Source organism: Micromonospora zamorensis, assembly GCF_900090275.1.
GTDB classification, from domain to species: Bacteria; Actinomycetota; Actinomycetes; order Mycobacteriales; family Micromonosporaceae; genus Micromonospora; species Micromonospora zamorensis.
This window is the reverse complement of sequence record NZ_LT607755.1, coordinates 878,879-898,540: the sequence shown is the minus strand read 5'-3', so window position 1 is coordinate 898,540 and position 19,662 is coordinate 878,879. Positions and strand designations below refer to the sequence as shown.

Sequence of the window (19,662 nt, the reverse complement as noted above, 5' to 3'; positions counted from 1 at the left end):
TGACTGAATGTCCCAGCCGCCGGCCAACCCTTACGGCCCGCCGCACGATTCCCCCACCCCGCCGCAGCAGCCCGGTCAGCCGGGCCAGCCGCAGCAGCCCGGTGGTTGGTCCCCGCCGCAGCAGCAGGGATTCCCGCCCGCGCAGCCGGGTCAGCCGTACGGCGATCCCAGCCTTCTCGGTCCCCCGCAGCCGGCGAAGAAGTCGAAAGCCGGCAAGATCGTGCTGATCGTGCTGGCCGTGGTGCTGGTGCTCTGCGTCGGCGGCGCGGTGATCACCTGGCTCGCGGTCAAGGGGCCGGTGGGCGACGCCGTCGATGCCAGCAAGACCCGGCTGGTCGCGCCAGCCACCCTCGCCGGCCGGCCGAAGGTCACCGACGCGGAGCTCCAGACGGCCGCCGACCAACTGGTCCGCGAGATGAAGTCGTCGGTGCAGAACGAGACCAGCACGGTCGGCGCCTTCTACGGCGACCCGACCAAGCAGGACCTCGTCATGATCGCCGGCGCGTCCGGCCTGATATCCGACCCGAAGAAGGAGATGAACGACGCCATCAGCGGGCTCTCCACCGAGCTGACGGTGACCAACATGGTGGCCGTCGATCCCGGCCCACTCGGCGGTGAGGCGAGCTGCGGCGACGGCAAGGCGGAGAGCGTGCCGCTGGGCGTCTGCGTCTGGGCCGACAAGGGCAGCCTGGGCATGGTGGTCACGTACTTCAAGTCCGCCGAACAGGCCAAGGCCGAGTTCATCACGATCCGGGGCCAGGTCGAGCAGCGCTCCTGACAGTGGGCGACGGGGCCCCGGCCACCCTCGGGTGGTCGGGGCCCCGTGCCGTGTCTGCCGAGCGTCGGGTTGCCCATCCTGGTAAATACTTCGCCCTTGCGCTAAGTATCGTCTCACGCAATACTTAGCCACATGGCACAGTTTTCGGCGCAGCTCGACGGCGTGTTCGTCGCCCTCGCCGACCCGACCCGGCGCTGGGTCATCCGACGCCTCGGCCACGGCCCGACGAGCGTCGGCGATCTCGCCCGCGAGTTCCCGATGACCCTTCCGTCGTTCATGAAGCACGTGCAGACGCTCGAATCGAACGGGCTGATCCGCACGACCAAGTCCGGCCGGGTGCGCACCTGCGTGCTCAACCGCGAGCGCCTCGCCCTCGTCGACGACTGGCTCGCGGAGCAGCGCCGGATCTGGGAAGAGCGCACGGATCACCTCGAACGCCTCGTCACCGATCAGCAGGAGGATCAGCAGTGAATCCCGACCTGGACCTGACCATGACGCGGGTCATCCGCGCCCCCCGTGCCGCCGTGTGGAGCGCCTGGACCGACCCGTCCCGCTTCGCGAAGTGGTGGATCCCGGCGCCGTCCCTGTGCCGCGTCGATCGCCTGGACGTGCGGCCCGGTGGCGCGCTGGTGACCCGACTGAGCGATGACGGGGTGGAGTTCGTCCCACACCTCGACGCGTGCTTCCTCGTCGTCGACGATCATGAACGGATCGTGTTCACGAACGTGATCGACAGCGCCTGGCGGCCCGCGAACCCCAGCCCGGTCCCGATGACCGCCGAGATCACCATGAAGGACCACCCGGACGGCACCGACTACCGGGTCGTCGTCCGCCACGGTGATCCCGCCGCTCGTGACCTGCACGAGAAGATCGGCTTCGCGGACGGCTGGGGCTCGGTCACCGAACAACTCGCCGGGCTCGCCGAGAGCCAGGGTGCGCCGTGAAGCTCGTCCTTACCGAGTTCGTCACTCTCGACGGCGTCAGCCAGGGTCCCGGCTCGCCGACCGAGGATCCGAGCGACGGCTTCACCCGCGGCGGCTGGCTCGTGCCCTACCTGGATGAGGCCTTCGTCCGCCGCACCTCTGACTGGTTGGGTCTCGCCGACGGTCTGCTGCTCGGACGGCGGACCTACGAGGCGTTCGCTCGCGACTGGCCGCAGATCACCGACCCGGACGATCCGTACACCGAGCGGATGAACTCACTACCGAAGTACGTCGTGACCAACACCCTGACGGAGGGCGTCTGGCAGCCGACGACGGTGCTCCACGGCGACCCGATCAAAAGCGTCGGAAACCTCAGGGGCCAGCCAGGACGGGAGCTCCAGATTCACGGCAGCGCGCGGCTCGGCAGGGCCCTGTTGTCGGCCGGCCTCGTCGACACCCTCCGACTCGTCGTCGCCCCCACCGTGGTCGGTTCCGGACGACGGCTGCTCGACCACCCGAGCGCAGCCACCGGCCTTCGACTCGTCCACCACGACGCAACCGCGAACGGCCTGCTCCTGCTCGAGTACGAGCATGTCGGCGCCGCCCCGGTGGCGGAATACGAGGGCGTGACGAACTTCGTCTAGTCACCGCGCTACGACACGGCCACCGCCTGAATCTTGCGGGCAAGTCCTGCCCCAGCAGCGTGGCGTGGGGCCCCGGCCACCTGAGGGTGGTCGGGGCCCCGCGCCGTCCGTGGACGGTCAGGCCGGTTCGGCAACCGCTGCCGCGGCCCGCGCGGCCGCCGCGGCCGCCCGCTCAGCGGCGTTGCCGAGCACGCAGAACTCGTTGCCCTCCGGGTCGGCCAGCACCACCCAACCCCCGCCGGTCGGGCCGACGTGGTCGGCGACGAGCGTCGCGCCGATGCCGAGCAGTCGCTCGACCTCCTCGGCCCGGGTCCGGTCGGCGGGTTGCAGGTCCAGGTGCAGCCGGTTCTTCACCGTCTTGCCCTCGGGCACGGCGAGGAAGAGCACCTCCGGGCCGCCCGGCGGCAGGAGCATCGCCTCCGGGTCACCGGGGAAGTCGTCGGGCTGCCGGGGGCAGTCGAAGACCTGCGCCCAGAAGCCGGCCAGGGCGTACGTGTCGTGACAGTCGATGCTGATGTTGTGGATCGTCGAACTCACAGCTGGTCCTCCACGGTGGTGGTGGCGAGACGTTCCCCAGCGCTGCGGACCACGCAGAACTCGTTCCCCTCGGGGTCGGCGAGCACCGCCCAACCCGTGCCGTCGGCACGCCGACGGTCGGCGACCACTGTGGCACCGAGGCCGAGCACCCGCTCGACCTCCTCATCTCTGGTCCGGTCGACGGGTTCCAGGCAGATGTGGAGCCGGTTCTTGGTCACCTTCTCCTCCGGCACCTCTTGGAAGAACAGGTTCGGGGTGGCGTCGTCCGGCGGCAGCAGGGCCGCCTCCGGGTCACCGGGGGCGTCCTCGGAGTGCCGGGCGTACCCGAGCACGGCGGCCCAGAAGCCCGCCAGGGCGTACGTGTCGTGACAGTCAAAACTGATGTTGCGGATCCGTGGATACACGGGTGTTCCCTCCGTACGGGATGGGACGCTCCGCTTCCGGGAGTCAGCCGGCGCACACCCGGGGTGCGGAGTCATGATTGGTGGACATCGACGCACCCCCTTCGCTTCCTGGCTGACGCCGTGATCTTGCCACCGGCCGAACGCCGCGCGCAACCCCCGTCAGCCCTGGCCGGGCACCGACCCGTTGACCGCCGGAGCGTCCGCCGACGGGAGGGTGACAGTCACCTCCAGACCACCACCCGACTGCGCGATCACCCGTACGGTGCCGCCGTGCGCCGTGCAGACCGCCCGGACGATGGACAGCCCCAGGCCGGAGCCGCGGGCCCCGGTCCGTTCCCGGCCACCGCGACGGAACGGCTCGAACAGCCCCGGCACGTCGGCCTGGTCCACCTCGAAGCCGGTGTTGCCCACCACCAGCCAGGACCGGTCGCCGTCGGTGCCGGTGCGCACCCAGAGCCGGCCGTGCAGGTGGTTGTAGCGGACCGCGTTCTCGATGAGGTTGCCGGCCAACCGGTCGAGCAGCCCCGGGTCGCCGACCACCGGAGCGGACTCCAGTGACGTCTGGACCCGTAGCCCGATCCGTTCCACCTCCCGGCGCATCGCGGACAGCGCGTTGGCGGTGCCGGCGGCGAGGTCACACTCGGTACGCCGGCCCAACTGCCGCCCGGCCTGGGCCTCGCTGCGGGCCAGCACCAGCAGCGCGTCCACCAGGCCGTTGGCCCGCTCCGAGGCGTCCCGGACCACTGTCGCCATCCGGCGGTATTCGGCGGCGTCCGCGTCGTCGTCGCTGAGCGTCACGTCGATCTCGGTGCGCATCACGGCGAGCGGGGTACGCAGCTCGTGCGAGGCGTTGGCCACGAAGCGCTTCTGCGCCTCGAAGGCGGACGCGATCCGGTCCAGCATGGCGTCGAACGTCTTGGCCAGCTCGGCCACCTCGTCGTCGGCGCCCGAGTAGCCGATCCGCTGGTCCAGGGTCGCCTCGCCGAGCCGCTGGGCGGTCGCGGTGACCTGGTGCAGTGGGCGTAGCGCCCGCCCGGCCACCGCGTACGCGCCGGCCACCCCGACGACGCTGATCGCCAACAGCGCGACGAGGCCCTTGGCCAGCAACTCCCCGGAGGCGGCGTCGACGAGTTGCCGCTGCCACTGGGCGGCGTCCATCGACTCGCCGTCCGCCAGCAACACGACCGTGCCGGGCAGCAACTCGTCGGTGGGTCGCAGCGCGTCACGGACCAGCAGCCAGGCCAGCAGCACCAGGATCGCACCGGCCCCGATCAGCAGCACACCGTTGAGCAGGGTCAGCCGCAACCGCAGGGTGGGCCGCAACCGGCGGCTCATGCGCCAACCTCGGCGGTGCGGTAACCCGCTCCGACCACCGTCTCGATCAGCGGCGGGTCGCCGAGCTTCTTGCGCAGCGTCATCACGGTGACCCGGACGATGGTGGTGAACGGGTCGGTGTTGGCGTCCCAGACCCGTTCCAGCAGCTCCTCGCTGGACACCACCGCGCCGCGCGCCTTGAGCAGCTCGCTGAGCACCCCGAACTCCTTGTTGGTGAGGTCGACCGGCACGCCGGCGCGGGTGGCCACCCGACGGGCCGGGTCGAGCACCAGGTCGGCCAGTTCGAGCACCGGCGGCGCGGCCGGGGTCGCCCGCCGGCCCAGCGCCTGCACCCGGGCGACCAACTCGTCGAACGCGAACGGTTTGGGCAGGTAGTCGTCCGCTCCGAGCTGCAGCCCCTCCACCCGGTCGGCCACCGTGCCGCTCGCGGTGAGCATCAGCACCCGGGTCAGCGCGCCGGAGGCGGCCAGGTCGGCGCAGATCTGGTCACCGTGCACACCCGGCAGGTCCCGGTCGAGCACCACCACGTCGTACCGGGTGACGAACGCCGCCTCGTGGCCGGCGTCGCCGTCGTACGCCACGTCGACGGCCATCCCCCGCTTGCGCAACCCTCGCGCGATCGCGTCGGCGAGGTTGCGCTCGTCCTCCACCACCAGTACCCGCATCCCGGCCTCCTCGCTGCTGACCACCGACAACCTAGTGCCGGTCGGCAACCATCGTCCCTCGCCGCCCGCACCGGTCGGCGTTGCGGACCACCTCGGCGTACGCGATGCTGGCCCGCGGCACCGAGGGACGGACGGACCTGGCATGACCATCGCGGCACCAACCACCGGGCGGGACATCGCCTACCGGGGTTTCCACCTGCCGGCCGACACGACGGCCGGCAACGGCGACGGCCTGCTCGCCACCGGTCGAGGGCTGGCCCTCGACGGCGTGAACCAGCAGGGCGCCTGGACGTCGCCGCCGGTGCGGGTCGGCTTCCCCGTCAGCGAGGTGGTGCCGTCCTGGACCGCCGAAACCCCGGCCGGCTGCTGGATCGAGGTCGAGCTGCGCGGCTGGCACGACGACGCGCCGAGCACCGGCTGGTACCGGTTGGCCCGCTGGGCGGCCGACGACCTGGCAGTTGAACGCACGTCGGTGCCCGGGCAGCGCGACGGCGACGCCCGGGTCGACACCGACACCCTGATCGTGACCGGCGCGACGGTCACCGGTTGGCAGGCGCGGGTCACCCTGTGCCGGCCGGCGGAAAGCACGACCGGCCCGGTGCTGCGCAGCGTCGGCGCGGTCGCCACCGGTCCCACGAGCACCGCCCAGGAGTACGCGCAGCCCGCCTCGTCCGCCGCCTGGGGCCGGGTGCTGGACGTGCCCCGCTACTCGCAGCGGCTGCACGCCGGCCAGTACCCGCAGTGGGGAGGAGGCGGCGACTCCTGGTGCAGCCCCACCTGCATCTCGATGGTGCTCGCCCACTGGGGTGCCGAGCCGACCCCGGCGCACTACGCCTGGGTGGAGCCGCCCGGCCCGCGTCCGGTGGTGGTACACGCCGCCCGACACTGCTACGACCACGCGTACGCCGGGGCGGGCAACTGGTCGTTCAACACCGCGTACGCCGGCCGGTACGGGGTGGACGCGTTCGTCACCCGGCTGCGGTCGCTGGTCGAGGCGGAGGCGTTCATCGCGGCCGGCATCCCCCTGATCGTCTCCGCCGCGTTCCGGGCCGACGAGGTGCCGGGGCTCGGGTACGACACGGCAGGGCACCTGATGGTGCTGGTCGGCTTCACCGTCGACGGCGACCCGGTGCTCAACGACCCGTACGCCCCGGACGACGACGCGGTCCGTCGCACCGTGCCCCGGCAGCGGTTCGAGGCGGTCTGGCAGCGCGGCAGCGGCGGTGTGGCGTACGTGCTGCGGCCCCCGTCGGTGCCGCTGCCCCCGCCGCCCGCTCAGGCGAACTGGTAGTCAGTCCGGCAACTCCCAGATCCGGTAGGCGCCGGCCGGGGCGGCACCGCACACCAGGTGATCGGTCATCGCCTGACATTCGCCGATGGCCTGGGGCAGCACGTCCAGGACCTGCACCTTCCCGGCGCGGACGTCCACCTCGCCGACGACCACCCCTCCGTCGGGATGCCGTCGTGTGCCGATCAGCCGACCACCGAGACTGAGTTGGTAGAGGTCCCACCGGCCCAGGTCGGCCAGTTCCCGCCCGGTCAGCGGATCGAGCACGACGAAGTGCTCCGGCCCGTCTTCGCTGCTCAACACGTTGACCATCAGCCGACCGTCGTACGGCCAGGCCCAACCCCACCGGGTGTTGCGCCAGCGCAACGCGCCGGTTGCGGTGTCGATCGCTTGGAGTTCGTTGTTGCCGGTGCGCACGCACAGGACGGGGCCACAGTCCAGGGCGAAGTCCACGTTGACACCCGCGCGGCTCCAGCGTTGGTCGAGCTTGTCCAGCCCGTACGCGGCCACCGTGCCGGAACCTCTGTCGATGGCCAGCAGCAGGTCCTTCGTCAGGTCCACTCTGATCGGACCACCGTCGGGCGGGCGCAGGTCGGCGCGGGCCAGCACGGCGCCGGTGACCGCGTCGCGTACCTCGACCGGCCCGTCCACCTGGTTGAGCACCACGCGGTCCACTCCGTGCCCGGTGTCCCGAACGTTGATCTCGGCGGTGGTGGGGGGCAGCTGCCAACGCACCGTGCCGCAACACGGATCGACCACGCGCAGACCGGACGGCTGGGTCTCGCCACCGGTACGCAGCAGCAGGTTGCCGTCGGTCAGCTCGAAGACGCTGCCCGGCTGCTGCCACCGGTACGCCCCGGTCGCCCGGTCCAGAGCGACGGTGCGTGTCTCCCGGCCCTCGGGGCCGATCTCGTACCCGGTGACCAGCATCATCCCGGCCAGCGGAGTCATTCCCCAGTACCGCGCCTCCGCCGACAGCGGCGCCTGCCAGACCGGCTCGCCGCCGGGCAGCCGATACGCGGCCAGCCGCCCCTGCCGCCCAGGGCTGGTCGGCTCCATGACCAGAACGAGGTCACCGTCGACCAGGACGTCGGCCCCGGGCTGGGTCGGCAGCGTCACCGGGGCCCGCCGGGGTGGGGCCACGGCGGAGGCAGCGAGCGTGACCAGCGCGAGGAGCAGGACCAGCGCGCAGCGCAGCTGCCGGCCGTCGGCGCGGGGTGGGCGGGGTAACGGCTCCGGGTCCGTGCCGTGCCGCAGCTCGCCGAGGTCGATCACCGAGTCGCTCACCGCGTCAACCGCCACAACGCGGTCGCGCCGTCGACACGCTGGCAGAGCAGGACCGGCAGGGACGCCTGGCAGCTGCCGGCGATGACCCGGAGCACGTCGAGGATCCGCGCCTGACCTGCCACCAGGTCCAGCTCGGCGACGACCATCCGGCCGTCGGCCCCCTGGCGCAGGCCGACCAGCGGATCGTCCGGCCCGAGCACCGGCAGCAGGCCCCACGCGCCCAGCTCGGTCCTTACCTGCCCGGTCGCCGCGTCCCGCACCTCGTACCCCTGGCCGGGCCTGGCCATCAGCAACCGGCCGTACCGGACGTCGGCCAGGTTGTCCTGGCCCTGTTCGGACCAGCGCACCGCGCCGGTGGCGGGATCGAGCACCTGGAGGCCGCCGGTCTGCGGTACCGCACAGAGCAGACCGCCGCAGTCGACCACATGCGACACCAGCGTCACCTCGGCCGTCCACCGTAGCTCCAGCTCGGCCAGCCCGTAGCTCACCAGCCGGGTGCTGCCGGGCGGGACGAGCAGCAGCAGGTCGTCGACGACCTGCACCCGCTGGTACGCCGACCGGTCACCGGGCAGTGTGTCGATGCTACGCAGCAGGCGGCCTGTGCCGGCGTCGTGCACCTGCACCTCGCCGGTCGGTTGCAGGAGCACGAACCGGTCGACCTGGCCCTCGGGAGTGAGGTGGTAGGACGGGTTGGCGGCCGGCGGGACCGACACCGACCAGAGCACCCGGCCGGTGTCGGGCTCGACCCCGCTCACCGCGCCCGACCCGTCCTCCCGGCCGTCGGTCACCAGCAGAGCGCCGCTGGCTGTCGGCTGGGGAGCACCCGGATGCTGCCAGCGTTGCCGGCCCGTGACGGTGTCGAAGGCGGTGGTCTGGAACACCCTGTTCGGGGCGCTGACCGCCATCGTCAACACCAACCCTCGCTCGACCCGGACGTCCAGGTAGTCACCGGTGCGGACCAGCGGCGTCTGCCACCGCCGCCGCACGACTGTTCCGGATGGTGCCGGCTGGGCGTAGGCGGTCAGGTAGCGGTCCCCGTCGGGTGTCGGCGGGTCGATGACGAAGATGCCGTCCCCGGCCAGGTATGCCGTGGCCGTGGGCGACGCCGGCACGATGCTCACCGTTCGCTGCGGTGACGGCGTGGCGCCGGCCAGCACCACCAGGCTGAGCACCAGCACCGCCGCGCTGCGCAGCGGGCGACCGGCGGCGCGCGGGCGGCGGACCGCAGGCGCTGACGCCGGCTCCTCCCGGATCTCGCCCAGCTCGATGATCGACAACGATCGTCCTTCCGTCACCACTCAGGCTGACCGACGGGTGACCGTCCGGCAAACCGACCGTGAGCGCACCGGGCCGGCAAAAGCGGCGGAACCCCGCCTGTACGATGGCGCGTCGTGGCTGTGCCGGTGGTAGACCCTTCGCTGAATCCCCTGACCGACGCCGACCCGGCCGAGGCCGAGTCGACACGGCGGCCTCGACGCCGCCCGGCCCGAGCCGACCTGTTGGCCCTCGGAGCCTATGTCCTGCTGGGCGTCTTCGTCTGCCTCAACTACTGGGGTGACGTCAGCGGCCGGGTCTCCTCGCACCTGCCCACCGACCACAGCTGGTTCGAGTGGCTGTTCGCGCACGGCGCGTACTCGGTGCGGCACCTGGAGAACCCGCTGTTCACGGCCCAGCAGAACGCCCCGGACGGGGTGAACATGATGGCCAACACCTCGCTGCTCGGGGTGACCCTGCCGCTGGCCCCGCTGACCATGCTGCTCGGCCCGCAGGTGATGTACGCGCTCTACCTCGGTGCGGCGCTGGCCGCCACCGCCGGCACCGGCTACTGGATGCTCTCCCGCCACCTGGTGCGCTCCCGGGCGGCGGCCTTCGTCGGCGGCGCGTTCCTCGGCTTCGCGCCGGGAATCATCCACCACGCCAACGGCCAGCCCAATTTCGTGTCCAACTTCCTGCTGCCGCTGATCGTGGTGCGGGTGCTGCGCCTCGGCGAGCCCGGCCGGTGGCGGCGCAACGGGTTGGTGCTCGGGGCGCTGGTGACGTACCAGATCTTCATCAACGAGGAGATGCTGCTGCTCACCGCGCTGGCCTGCCTGGTCGTCGTGCTGGCGTACGCCGTGCAGCGCCCGACGGCCACCCGGGCCGTCGCTGGCACGTTCCTGGCCGGGCTCGGCGTCGCTGGCGGGGTGGCCCTGGTGCTCGCCGCGTACCCGATCTGGTTCCAGTTCAACGGCCCGCAGTCCTACCGGGGCCTGCAGGGTGGCGTCTTCCACAACTGGGGCGAGGACCTGGTCGCCTTCGTCACCTTCGCCCGGGACACCTGGGCCGGCGACCCGGCAGTGGAGAAGACGATCGGGTTGACCGAGCAGAACACCTGGTTCGGCTGGCCCCTGGTGCTGCTCTCGGTGGTCGCCCTGGTGCTGCTCGTACGCCGATCGTTGCCGGCCCGGATCGCCGCCGTGCTGATCGTCGTCTTCACAGTGGCGTCGATCGGGCCCCGGGTGCGGTTCAACGGCGTCGAGACCGGGGTGCGCGGCCCGTGGTCGTACGTGCCGGACGACCTGCCGCTGGTCGAGATGATGATGCCGACCCGGTTGACGCTGGTGGTGGCCGCCGCGGTGGGCGTACTGCTCGCGCTGACCTGGGACGCCGCGCACCGCCAGGGGCGCCCGGTGGCCGACCAGCCGCGGGTGCCGGCCCAGCGCGTCGGGGAGGCGGCCCCGGCGACGTCCGACGAGCCGAGCCCGCCCGCGCCGGTCGCGGCGGGCCGCCGGTGGCTGCGCCCGGTGGGGTACGCGGCTGTCGCCCTCGCCGTGCTGCCGCTCTTTCCCCGGCCGCTGCCCGCCCAGCAGATCGACCCGCCACCGCACTTCATCAGCGCGGGCGGCTGGCGGCCGTACGTGCCGGCGGGTCGAACCCTGGTGCCGGTGCCGATCCCGAGCAACGTGCACGGCCTGCCGACGCTGCGGTGGAGTGCGCTGACCAGGCAGGAGTTCCCCGTCCCGGGCGGCTACTTCATCGGGCCGAACGAGCTGGGCGAGGGTGTCTTCGGCGCGCCGAACCGGCCCACCAGCACCCTCATCTACTCCACGATGGACAAAGGCGCGGTCCCGGTGCTCACCGACGAGAACCGCCGCCAGGCCGTCGAGGACCTGCGGTTCTGGCGGGCGTCGGTGGTCGTGCTCGGGGCGCATCCCCGCGAGGCGGTGCTGCGCGAGCTGGTAACCGGCCTGATCGGGCCGCCCCAGCGGGTCGACGACGTCTGGGTCTGGGACGTCCGCGCCCTGGTGAGCTGATCAGTCGACCTGGTTCCGGACGTCCCACATCCACCCGCCGTCGACCGGTCGGCCCGGCCCGAGCAGGTCGTCGACGGTCCGACGGACCGGCTCGCCGTTGGTCAGCTGGCCGAGCACCACCACGGCGGCCCGCCAGTGCCGTAGATCCTCGACGGCCTGGCGGCGGTCGGCGTCGGTGAGCACCGGCGCCGTGCCGGTCTCGGCGACCCGCCGCAGCAGCACCGACGTTGGGCGGTCCGGCGCGCCCCAGCGGGCCGCCGGGTCGTCCGGGCCGCTCGGGCCGATGAAGTAACCGCCCGGCGTGGGAAACGCCAGACCGGTACGGGCGGACCAGAGCATCGCCGGGCTCTGCGCCGCGCCGGTGACCGGCGGAACGGCGACCACCGTCCGGCCGGGCGGCACCAGCGGACGCCACCCGCCGTCGGCGACGAACCCCGGCACCGGCGTGACCGGCACCACCCGGATCGGCGTCGGGACCAGCGGCAGCAACGCGGCGGCCACCGCGCCGGCCCAGAGCAGCCGCACCGGCAGCCCGGGTGCGGTCGACAGCCGGCGCGCCGCCCGCACCCGGTCCAGGGAGAGCGCCACCAGCACACCCAGCACCGGTACGCAGACCAGCGCGAACCGGGCCGGCACCGCGAGGTCGAGCAGGGGCAGCCCGGCGACCACCCGGTACGGCCCCGGAATGCCGGTGGCGGTGCCGTCCACCCGCAGCTCGGTGCCGAGGGAGAGCAGCGCGAACACCAGCCCACAGCCGGCCAGCGCGCGGACCAGCGGCCGTCGCCACAGCCAGATCACGATCACCACGGCGAGCACCAGCAGCCCCGGGCCGAAGAAGGAGTTCTCCTCGGTCGGGTTCGGCGCGAGCAGGCCCGGCAGCCAGTCGTCGCCGAGCACGGTCTGCCGGGCCGACGCGGTGAACGACGCGGCGTCCAACTGGAAGGCGTGCGTGGCGAACGCCATCCCGGAGTAGTGCTGCGGGCCGTGGAACTGGAACCACAGCGGGTATGCCAGCGGCACCGCCGCCACCCCGGCCGCCACCGCCAGCCGGCCGAGGAGGGCCGGGGCGAGTTGCCGGGCGGCCACCCGGTCGGCGAGCGCGTAGCCCAGCGCGAACACCCCCGCCGCGAGCGCCAGGAAGACCAGCACCTCCTCCCCGATGAAGACCTGCCAGACCAGCAGCAGCCCGAGGACGATGCCGGGCCGCCACACGCCGACGAGCCGGTGCGCCGGGTCCACGGCGGGCCGGAACACCAGGGCGAGGATCGGGGGCACCAGGAACTGCGCGGCGATGTGCAGGTGCGCGCCCGCCTGGGCGATCATTCCCGGGGCGAAGCCGCAGATCAGCCCACCGACCGCGGCGGCGGAACGGGTGGTGACCAGCCGGCGGCGCAGCAGCGCGTACCAGGCGGCGGCCGTGCCGGCGAGGCAGCAGACGACCGCCACGCAGAACGCCACCTGCGAGCCGAGGAGCAGGGTGACCGGGGTCAACGGGACACCCAGGCCGAGCACCGAGGTGTTCGCCATCAGGTTGACCCCGTCGGGCGCGTTCAACCCGGCACTGTGGAGGGGGTTGTCCCCCGCGACCACGGCGTGCGCCGCGTGGGCCAGCATCCACTCGAAGAGGATCTGGTCGCCCGCCTGGTGGAACAGCCGCCCCGGCTGGCCCCACTGGGCGCTGGTCAGCACCGCGGCCAGGCCCAGATAGCCGACCACCACCAGCAGGTCCCGCAGCCAGACCGGACGGGGCGTCGGCACCACCGCCGGGGGCGAGGTGGCCGGGGACGTCGTCCCGGTGGTCATCAGACCGAACGGTCGGTCAGCGCCCGGACGTCCCACACCCAGACGTCCAGCTCCTGGCGGCCGGGGCCGACCAGGTCCTCGACGGTACGCCGCAACGGCTCGGCGTTCTGCTGACGGAGCGGCAGCACCAGGATCGCGGCCCGCCAGTGACGCAGCTCGTCGGCGAAGCGGCGGCGTTGCCGGTCGTCGAGCTTCGGCATCCGCCCGGTGGTCGCCACCTCCTCCAGCATCTGACCCACCCCGCTGGGTCGGCCACCGAACCGACCCGCGTCACCGGTGTTGCCGTTGCGCGGGGCGAGAAAGTAACCGCCGGGGATCTTGAAGTCGAGGTTGGTGGTCGCCGCCCAGCGCATGCCGTGCGTGTTACCCATACTGGGCACCGGGATCGGCACCAGCGTCTGGTCCGGCCCGACGTACGCCCGCCAGCGGTCGGCCGTGATGAAGTCCGGCACCGGCGGTCGGGAGACCATCCGCAGCGGCATCGGAGCGATCGGCAGCAGCGCGAACGCCAGGCCCGCCGCGGTGAGCGTCCGCACGGTGCGTCGGTCGGCCGGTCGCAACGCCCAGGCCCGCTCGACGGCGAGCGCGAGCAGCAGACCGATCACCACACTGGTGATCAGACCGAACCGGGTCGGCACCACCGCGTCCAGCAACGGCAGGTGGACCAGCAACTGCCACGGCCCGCTGACCAGCTCACGGTCCCACCAGGAGACCCGCTCACCGAGCGACAGGACGGCGAAGAACAGGCCGGTCACCGCGAGCGCCCGGACGATCAGCTCCCGGCGCAGCCAGACCACGATGCCGATGGCGAGCATGGACAGGCTCCAGCCGAAGAACGCGTTCTCCTCCGAGTAGTTCGGCGCCAGGTTGATGTTGGCTCGCTGGTTGCCGCCGAGGGTGGGCGAGCCGGGGGCGAAGAAGGCGGCGATGTCGTTGCCGTAGTCCTTCACCGCGTCGCTGAGCCCGTGGTAGGCCATCGGCCCGGCGAACTGCACGTACAGGGGGTACGCCAGCAGCGCCCCGGCCAGCAGCGTGCAGGTCACCACGCCGATTCCGAGCGGTCGCCAGGCCGCCGACCAGCGGGCGGGTTCCTGCGCGAGCACGGCCAGCAGGAACACCCCGCAGGCCAGCGCAGTGAAGAGCAGGATCTCCTCGTTGATGAACGCCTGCGCGGTGACCAGCAGGGCGAGCAGCGCCCCGTCCCGGACCGGCCGACGGGACCGGGTGAGCACCAGCACCCGCCAGACGATGAACGGCAGCAGGAACTGGCTGATGATGTTCGGGTGCCAACTGGCGTGCGACAGCATCGCGGGCGAGAAGCCGCAGAACCAGCCGCCCACCGCCGCCGCCAGCGGCGTACGCACCAGGTGGCGGGAGAGCATGAGGTACCAGGCCATGGCGGTGCCTGCGAGGCCCAGTGTCACCAGCACCACGAAGGAGACCGCCGGCCCGAAGAGCAGCGTCACCGGGACCATCGGGATGCCCAGCGCCAGCACGGCCGTGTTGGCCATCAGGTTGACGCCGTCGGGGTAGTTGAACTGCTCGGTGTAGAACGGGTACTCGCCGTGCAGCACCACGCGTACCGAGTGGGCGAGGAAGAACTGCACCTGGGCCGGGTCACCGGTGTAGAGCGAGGCCACCCGACCGGACGGGTCCAGCCAGATCCGGCTGGTCACCCAGAGCGCGGCGAGCAGGAACAGGCCACCCACCGCGAGGTGTTGCCGTCGCCGGGTCCAGCGACGCCACCGCGCCCGCGTCGGTACGACCTCCGCGCCGTCGGCCACCGCCACGTCCTCCGCCGGCGTTGCGGGCTCGGACGGCGCTGCGGGCTCGGACGGCGTTGCGGGCTCGGACGGCGCGTCCGGGTCCGTCGGTGCTTCGGGCTCAGCCGGTGCTTCGGCGGGGGCGGTGGCGGCGAAGAGGCCGCCCGGTGTGCGGTAGCTCACCATCTCGTCGGGGCCGGTTGCGGCCTCCGGGTGCGGCGCGGGCAGGGCGCGGGACTCGGCAGGCGTCACAGTCGGCGGAGTCTACCGGAGCAACGAAAACGCACTAAAGCCCCGGTGACGTCCATTGTGGTGGGTCTGACGGCGACCACCTGGGGTCCCGCACCGGACATCTCGTACTATGGCGCTTTCCGACAGCGACGGCGAGGCGATCGGGGGCGGACCAGGTGACTCCAGGCCGTCGGCACGGCAGGGCGCTTCCCGTCCTGCTCACCGCGCTGCTGGCCGCCACGGCCTGCGGTCCGGTGGCCGAGAGGAAGCCGCAGGATCTGCGGGTCGGCTACGACAGCCTGGACGGCGCGTTGGTCGTGTGGCCGCCCCGGGGCGACCTCTCGGGGGACGCCACGGCGACGGCAGCGGTCACCAGGACGGTCCGCGACTGGCGGTCACCGGCCGATGACCGCGCGCACCTGCCCTCGTCCGGCATCCTCTTCTCCGGCCGGGTCGACGGCGCGCCGGTGGCACTCGTGGCCGCCGACGTGCCCGGCGAGAGCGCCTCCTGGCTGCTGCAACTCACCCGTGACGGCGACCGGTACGCGGTGACCCGCGCCACCGAGTACACCGACCCGGGCTACCTCGTCTACTCCGACGTTCTGCCGGTGCAGACCGCCGCCGGCCGCCGCTACCTGGTCTCGGCGCGGGTGCAGACGCTGGTCGGGCCACAGGATCGGACGTTGCCCGTCACGGACGGCCTCAGCGCGCCGGTCGACGTGCCGTCCTGCACCGCGGTCGGAGTGACAGCGACCCTGCGGACCACCGAGTCGCTGCCCCGCGGGCGGGCCGCGGACCGGCTGCTCGACCTGGGCACCGGCACCGTCGACCCACGCTATCCGCTGGTCCGCGACGAGTCCGGCACCGGCCGGAGGGCGCTCACCGGGCTGGACACCTGCGTGCTGGGCGGTGACCGGGGCCCCTTCGGCAGCATCCCCCGCCGGATCGGCGACCGGGACGCGCCGCGCTCGGTGCCGACGTCCTGGCCGATGGCGAAACTCACCGTCCGCTCGCTCGGCGAGGTCGCTCTCGGCGGTGGTGAGGCGGCCGAGTTGCAGCAGCTCAGCTGGGACACCGACGCCGGCGCGATGACCGCTGTGGTCTACCGACCGGCCGACGGGAGCGCGCCCGTCGTCTCACCCGCCGACCGGGCCACCCCGTTGCAGGCGTACCAGTTGCCGGTGCCCGGCCAGCCGCTCGTGGTGCTGAGCTGGCGAGCCACCCGGGACAGCTCCCTGTCCGTTCCGCCGGGCACTCCCCTGCTGGTCGAACGCCCCGGCCTGGCGGTCATCCCCGGCCCGTCCCGTTCCCAGACCTACAGCCTCGCCAACACCGACAAGACCCACTACCGCTCGGTGAAGCCAACCAACTGACCCGCTCGTGCGAACGACGACGGCGGGCGTCCCCGGGAGGGGGCGCCCGCCGTCGTCGTTTCGTCAGTTCTGCGCGGCCGCGTCGCTGGGGGTGAGGCGGTCCGGGGTGGCGTCCAGGCCGGAGATCCAGCCGGTCACGTTGCGCGCCACGTCCTGGGCGGTCAGGCCCAGGTCCGCGAGGATCTGCGCGCGGGTGCCGTGCGGGTGCCACTCGGCCGGTACGCCCAGGTCCTTGAGCGGCACCCGGACGTCGGCGTCGCGCATGGCCTGGGCGAGCGCGTCGCCCACCCCGCCGACCCGGACCCCGTCCTCGACGCTGACCACGAGCCGGTGGCGGGCGGCCAGGTCGACCAGCTCCGCCGGGACCGGACGCACCCAGCGGGGGTCGACGACGGTGACGCCGTAGCCCTGCTCGGCGACCCGGGCGGCCACCTCCATGCCCAGCTGGCCGAACGAGCCGACAGCGACCAGCAGCACGTCGGTACGCGCCGACTCGGCCAACACGTCGACCGGGCCCACCCGGCGCAGCGCCGGCAGGTCCGCGGCGACCGCGCCGGTCGGGAAGCGCACCACGGTGGGGCCGTCGTCGACGGCCACCGCCTCGCGCAGCTCCTCCCGCAACGTGGCGGCGTCTCGGGGAGCGGCGATCCGCAGCCCGGGCACCACCCCGAAGACCGACATGTCCCAGATGCCGTAGTGGCTGGGGCCGTCCGGGCCGGTGATGCCCGCCCGGTCCAGCACGAAGGTCACCGGCAGTTTGTGCATCGCCACGTCCAGCAGGACCTGGTCGAAGGCGCGGTTGAGGAAGGTGGCGTAGACCGCGACCACCGGGTGCAGACCGCCGAGCGCCAACCCGGCCGCCGAGGTGGCGGCGTGCTGCTCGGCGATGCCCACGTCGTACACCCGCTCGGGGTACTTGCGGGCCAGCTTGGCGATGCCGGTCGGCTCGGCCATCGCGGCGGTGATGCCCACCACGTCCGGCCGCTCGTCGGCGACGGCCAGCAGCTCGTCGGCGAAGACGTGCGTCCACTTCACCGACGGGGCGGCCAGCAGCGCGCCGGTCTCGACGTCGAAGGCGCTGCTCGGGCCGTGCAGGCAGTCCGCCTCGTCCTCCTCGGCCGGGCGGTAGCCGTAGCCCTTGCGGGTGACCGCGTGCACGATCACCGGGCCGCCGAAGTTCTTCGCCGCGCGCAGCGCCGCCTCGACGGCCGCCACGTCGTGCCCGTCCACCGGGCCCACGTACTTGATGCCCAGGTCCTCGAACATGGCCTGCGGGGCAACCGCGTCCTTGATGCCCTTCTTGACTGCGTGCAGCACCTCGTACATCGGCTTGCCGACCAGCGGCGTGGAGCCGAGGGCGTCCTTGACGGTGTCGAGGACCTTCTCGTAGCCGGGGTTGAGCCGCAGCGAGGAGAGGTGGTCGGCCAGCCCGCCGATGGTCGGCGAGTAGGACCGGCCGTTGTCGTTGACCACGATCACGAGGGAGTTGCCGGCGGTGGCGATGTTGTTCAGCGCCTCCCAGCACATGCCACCGGTGAGCGCGCCGTCGCCGACCACGGCCACGACGCTGCGGGCCTCACCACGCAGCGCGTACGCCTTGGCGAGGCCGTCGGCGTAGGAGAGCGCGGTGGAGGCGTGCGAGTTCTCGATGAGGTCGTGCTCGCTCTCCGCCTGGCTGGGGTAGCCGGAGAGGCCACCGCGCTGACGGAGCTTGTCGAAGCCGGCCTGGCGCCCGGTGAGGATCTTGTGCACGTACGCCTGGTGGCCGGTGTCGAACAGGAGCCGGTCCCGGGGCGAGTCGAAGACGCGGTGCATGGCCAGCGTCAGCTCGACCACACCGAGGTTGGGCCCGACGTGCCCGCCGGTGCGGGAGACCTTGGCGATCAGGAAGTCCCGGATCTCGGCGGCGAGGACGTCCAGCTCCTCGCCCGACATCCGCTTGACGTCCTGCGGACCGCGTACCGTCCCCAGCAGCCGGCCGTGGTTGGCCGTGTCCTCTTCAACACTCATGACCGGAGAGTCTATCGGCCGCCCGGTACTCCGCAGCCTGGGCCGAGAGGCCCGGGCCGTGCGGGTCGGCTGAGCCCCTGGTCAGAGCGCGATCCGCGGCGGGAGCAGCAGCCCCACCTGCTCGACGTGCTGTGTCATCGGGAACAGGTCGAAGCCCCGCAGCGCCGCCAGCCGCCAACCGAGCTCGGTGAAGGTGCGGACGTCCCGGGCGAAGGCCGCCGGGTCACAGGCCACGTACGCGACCGCTCGCGGGCCGGCGGCGACGATGTCACGCACCACCTGGGCGCCCGCGCCGGAGCGCGGCGGGTCGAGCACCACCACGTCGACCGGGCCGGTGATCCGTCGGCGGGTCAGCGCGGTCTCCACCCGGGCGGCGACCACCTCGACCTGGGGCAGGTCGGCCAGGTTGGCCCGGGCCGCGTCCACCCCGTCCCGGCTCGACTCGACCAGGGTGATCCGGGCGTCGCCGACCCGTCCGGCGAGGGCCGCGGCGAACAGCCCAGCGCCGCCGTAGAGGTCCCATCCGGTCTCGCCCGGCTGTGGGTCCAGCAGGTCCAGCACCGCCGCGCAGAGGGTGTCCGCCGCGGCCGGGTGCACCTGCCAGAACGCGGACGCGGGCAGCGTCCAGTCCCGTCCGGCGGCCACCTCGCGGACCTCGGTCGGCCCGCTCACCAGGGTGGGCACCCCGTCGCGGATCTCCGTGACGGTCACGTCCCCGCCGGTGCTGGCGATCGTCTCGACCCCCTCGGCGGCCGGCCAGCGCTCGGTGAGCACCGGCAGCTGCTGGATGGCCGGGTGGGCGATCCGGCAGCGGTCGATCGGCACCACCTCGTGCGACCGGTGCTTGAGCAGACCGGCCCGGTCCGCGGCGTCCACGGCGTACCGGACCCGGGAGCGCCAGCCGAGCAGCCCGCCGGGCAGCGCCTCGACCCGGACGCCGAGCTTGTCCAGCTCGGCGTCGGTCAGCCCGCCGAGGCGGACCAACTGCTCGCGCACCACTGCGGTCTTCCAGGCCAGTTGCGCGTCCGGGGCGACGTGTTGCAGGTCGCAGCCGCCACACGCGCCCGGCCTGGCGTACGGGCAGGGCGGCTCGACCCGGTCCGGTGAGGGGTCCAGCACCGTCACCGCGTCGGCCCGGACGAACCCCCGGTGCACCTCGGTGACCTCGGCGATGACCCGTTCACCGGGCAGCGCGTGCCGGACGAAGACGACCTGCCCGTCCACCCGTGCCACGCAGTGCCCGCCGGGGGCGACCGCGTCCACGGTCAGCTCGACCCGTTCCGCCTCGGCCAGCCCACGCTCGGGTGCCGGTGGCACCGGGGTTGTCG

17 protein-coding genes are annotated in these 19,662 nt (G+C 72.8%); 7 read left to right on the top strand and 10 right to left on the bottom strand.

From position 1 onward, the window contains the following. Positions 1–7 precede the first annotated feature (7 nt). The 4 genes from GA0070619_RS04115 (at position 8) to GA0070619_RS04100 (ending at position 2,345) form a co-directional block, all read left to right on the top strand. A complete protein-coding gene (locus GA0070619_RS04115) occupies positions 8–778 on the top strand; it encodes a hypothetical protein (protein ID WP_088946827.1) in 771 nt (256 codons plus the stop codon). 132 nt (positions 779–910) lie between these two features. Further along, positions 911–1,249: an ArsR/SmtB family transcription factor gene (locus tag GA0070619_RS04110; protein ID WP_088946826.1), complete on the top strand. Its 339-nt coding sequence runs from the start codon at positions 911–913 to the stop codon at positions 1,247–1,249. After that, on the top strand, positions 1,246–1,722 hold the full coding sequence (locus tag GA0070619_RS04105; RefSeq protein WP_088946825.1) for an SRPBCC domain-containing protein: 477 nt from the start codon (positions 1,246–1,248) through the stop codon (positions 1,720–1,722). The genes GA0070619_RS04110 and GA0070619_RS04105 overlap by 4 nt, the downstream gene beginning before the upstream one ends. Continuing rightward, complete coding sequence (locus GA0070619_RS04100) at positions 1,719–2,345, top strand: dihydrofolate reductase family protein (protein ID WP_088946824.1); 627 nt, start codon at positions 1,719–1,721, stop codon at positions 2,343–2,345. The genes GA0070619_RS04105 and GA0070619_RS04100 overlap by 4 nt, the downstream gene beginning before the upstream one ends. Positions 2,346–2,462: 117 nt before the next feature. On the opposite strand, the gene GA0070619_RS04095 is transcribed toward GA0070619_RS04100, so the two are convergent. The 4 genes from GA0070619_RS04095 to GA0070619_RS04080 all read right to left on the bottom strand — a co-directional run bounded on the left by GA0070619_RS04095 (position 2,463) and on the right by GA0070619_RS04080 (position 5,286). Continuing rightward, on the bottom strand, positions 2,463–2,882 hold the full coding sequence (locus GA0070619_RS04095) for a VOC family protein (RefSeq protein ID WP_088946823.1): 420 nt from the start codon (positions 2,880–2,882) through the stop codon (positions 2,463–2,465). Continuing rightward, entirely contained in the window at positions 2,879–3,286 is a 408-nt protein-coding gene (locus tag GA0070619_RS04090) for a VOC family protein (protein ID WP_088946822.1), read from the bottom strand. Before GA0070619_RS04090 ends, GA0070619_RS04095 begins: the two co-directional genes overlap by 4 nt. 159 nt (positions 3,287–3,445) lie before the next feature. Further along, entirely contained in the window at positions 3,446–4,621 is a 1,176-nt protein-coding gene (locus tag GA0070619_RS04085) for a sensor histidine kinase (protein WP_088946821.1), read from the bottom strand. After that, on the bottom strand, positions 4,618–5,286 hold the full coding sequence (locus tag GA0070619_RS04080; protein WP_088951539.1) for a response regulator transcription factor: 669 nt from the start codon (positions 5,284–5,286) through the stop codon (positions 4,618–4,620). The genes GA0070619_RS04085 and GA0070619_RS04080 overlap by 4 nt, the downstream gene beginning before the upstream one ends. A 142-nt stretch (positions 5,287–5,428) precedes the next feature. On the opposite strand from GA0070619_RS04080, the gene GA0070619_RS04075 reads away from it, so the two are divergent. Further along, on the top strand, positions 5,429–6,577 hold the full coding sequence (locus GA0070619_RS04075; RefSeq protein ID WP_088946820.1) for a peptidase C39 family protein: 1,149 nt from the start codon (positions 5,429–5,431) through the stop codon (positions 6,575–6,577). On the opposite strand, the gene GA0070619_RS04070 is transcribed toward GA0070619_RS04075, so the two are convergent. Further along, positions 6,578–7,861: an outer membrane protein assembly factor BamB family protein gene (locus GA0070619_RS04070; protein ID WP_157743895.1), complete on the bottom strand. Its 1,284-nt coding sequence runs from the start codon at positions 7,859–7,861 to the stop codon at positions 6,578–6,580. Then, positions 7,858–9,138 carry an outer membrane protein assembly factor BamB family protein gene (locus GA0070619_RS04065; RefSeq protein ID WP_157743894.1) on the bottom strand — a complete coding sequence of 427 codons (1,281 nt, stop codon included), beginning with the start codon at positions 9,136–9,138 and terminating at the stop codon, positions 7,858–7,860. The genes GA0070619_RS04070 and GA0070619_RS04065 overlap by 4 nt, the downstream gene beginning before the upstream one ends. 126 nt (positions 9,139–9,264) lie before the next feature. On the opposite strand from GA0070619_RS04065, the gene GA0070619_RS04060 reads away from it, so the two are divergent. Beyond that, a complete protein-coding gene (locus GA0070619_RS04060; protein ID WP_172862170.1) occupies positions 9,265–11,154 on the top strand; it encodes a hypothetical protein in 1,890 nt (629 codons plus the stop codon). Here GA0070619_RS04060 and GA0070619_RS04055 read toward each other — a convergent pair whose 3' ends face one another. Continuing rightward, on the bottom strand, positions 11,155–12,957 hold the full coding sequence (locus tag GA0070619_RS04055; protein ID WP_088946816.1) for a hypothetical protein: 1,803 nt from the start codon (positions 12,955–12,957) through the stop codon (positions 11,155–11,157). Then, positions 12,957–14,972 carry a glycosyltransferase family protein gene (locus GA0070619_RS04050; protein ID WP_231927254.1) on the bottom strand — a complete coding sequence of 672 codons (2,016 nt, stop codon included), beginning with the start codon at positions 14,970–14,972 and terminating at the stop codon, positions 12,957–12,959. The genes GA0070619_RS04055 and GA0070619_RS04050 overlap by 1 nt, the downstream gene beginning before the upstream one ends. A 155-nt stretch (positions 14,973–15,127) precedes the next feature. On the opposite strand from GA0070619_RS04050, the gene GA0070619_RS04045 reads away from it, so the two are divergent. Then, positions 15,128–16,324, top strand: a complete 1,197-nt coding sequence (locus GA0070619_RS04045; RefSeq protein ID WP_088946815.1) for a hypothetical protein — start codon at positions 15,128–15,130, stop codon at positions 16,322–16,324. A gap of 63 nt (positions 16,325–16,387) precedes the next feature. Here GA0070619_RS04045 and dxs read toward each other — a convergent pair whose 3' ends face one another. Together dxs and GA0070619_RS04035 are read right to left on the bottom strand one after the other, a co-directional pair. After that, the gene (dxs, locus tag GA0070619_RS04040; RefSeq protein WP_088946814.1) at positions 16,388–18,334 is read right to left on the bottom strand and encodes a 1-deoxy-D-xylulose-5-phosphate synthase; all 1,947 of its coding nucleotides are present in this window, start codon (positions 18,332–18,334) and stop codon (positions 16,388–16,390) included. 81 nt (positions 18,335–18,415) lie between these two features. Then, positions 18,416–19,651, bottom strand: coding sequence for a class I SAM-dependent RNA methyltransferase (locus tag GA0070619_RS04035; RefSeq protein WP_088946813.1), 1,236 nt, complete (start codon positions 19,649–19,651; stop codon positions 18,416–18,418). Between the last annotated feature and the right edge of the window lie 11 nt (positions 19,652–19,662).

What these genes read in the sequence shown, in the direction of transcription:
- GA0070619_RS04085 (WP_088946821.1), bottom strand. Translation starts at nt 4,621, where the DNA reads ATGAGCCGCCGGTTGCGGCCCACCCTGCGGTTGCGGCTGACCCTGCTC.
- GA0070619_RS04115 (WP_088946827.1), top strand. Translation starts at nt 8, where the DNA reads ATGTCCCAGCCGCCGGCCAACCCTTACGGCCCGCCGCACGATTCCCCC.
- GA0070619_RS04075 (WP_088946820.1), top strand. Translation starts at nt 5,429, where the DNA reads ATGACCATCGCGGCACCAACCACCGGGCGGGACATCGCCTACCGGGGT.
- dxs (WP_088946814.1), bottom strand. Translation starts at nt 18,334, where the DNA reads ATGAGTGTTGAAGAGGACACGGCCAACCACGGCCGGCTGCTGGGGACG.
- GA0070619_RS04080 (WP_088951539.1), bottom strand. Translation starts at nt 5,286, where the DNA reads ATGCGGGTACTGGTGGTGGAGGACGAGCGCAACCTCGCCGACGCGATC.
- GA0070619_RS04055 (WP_088946816.1), bottom strand. Translation starts at nt 12,957, where the DNA reads ATGACCACCGGGACGACGTCCCCGGCCACCTCGCCCCCGGCGGTGGTG.
- GA0070619_RS04110 (WP_088946826.1), top strand. Translation starts at nt 911, where the DNA reads ATGGCACAGTTTTCGGCGCAGCTCGACGGCGTGTTCGTCGCCCTCGCC.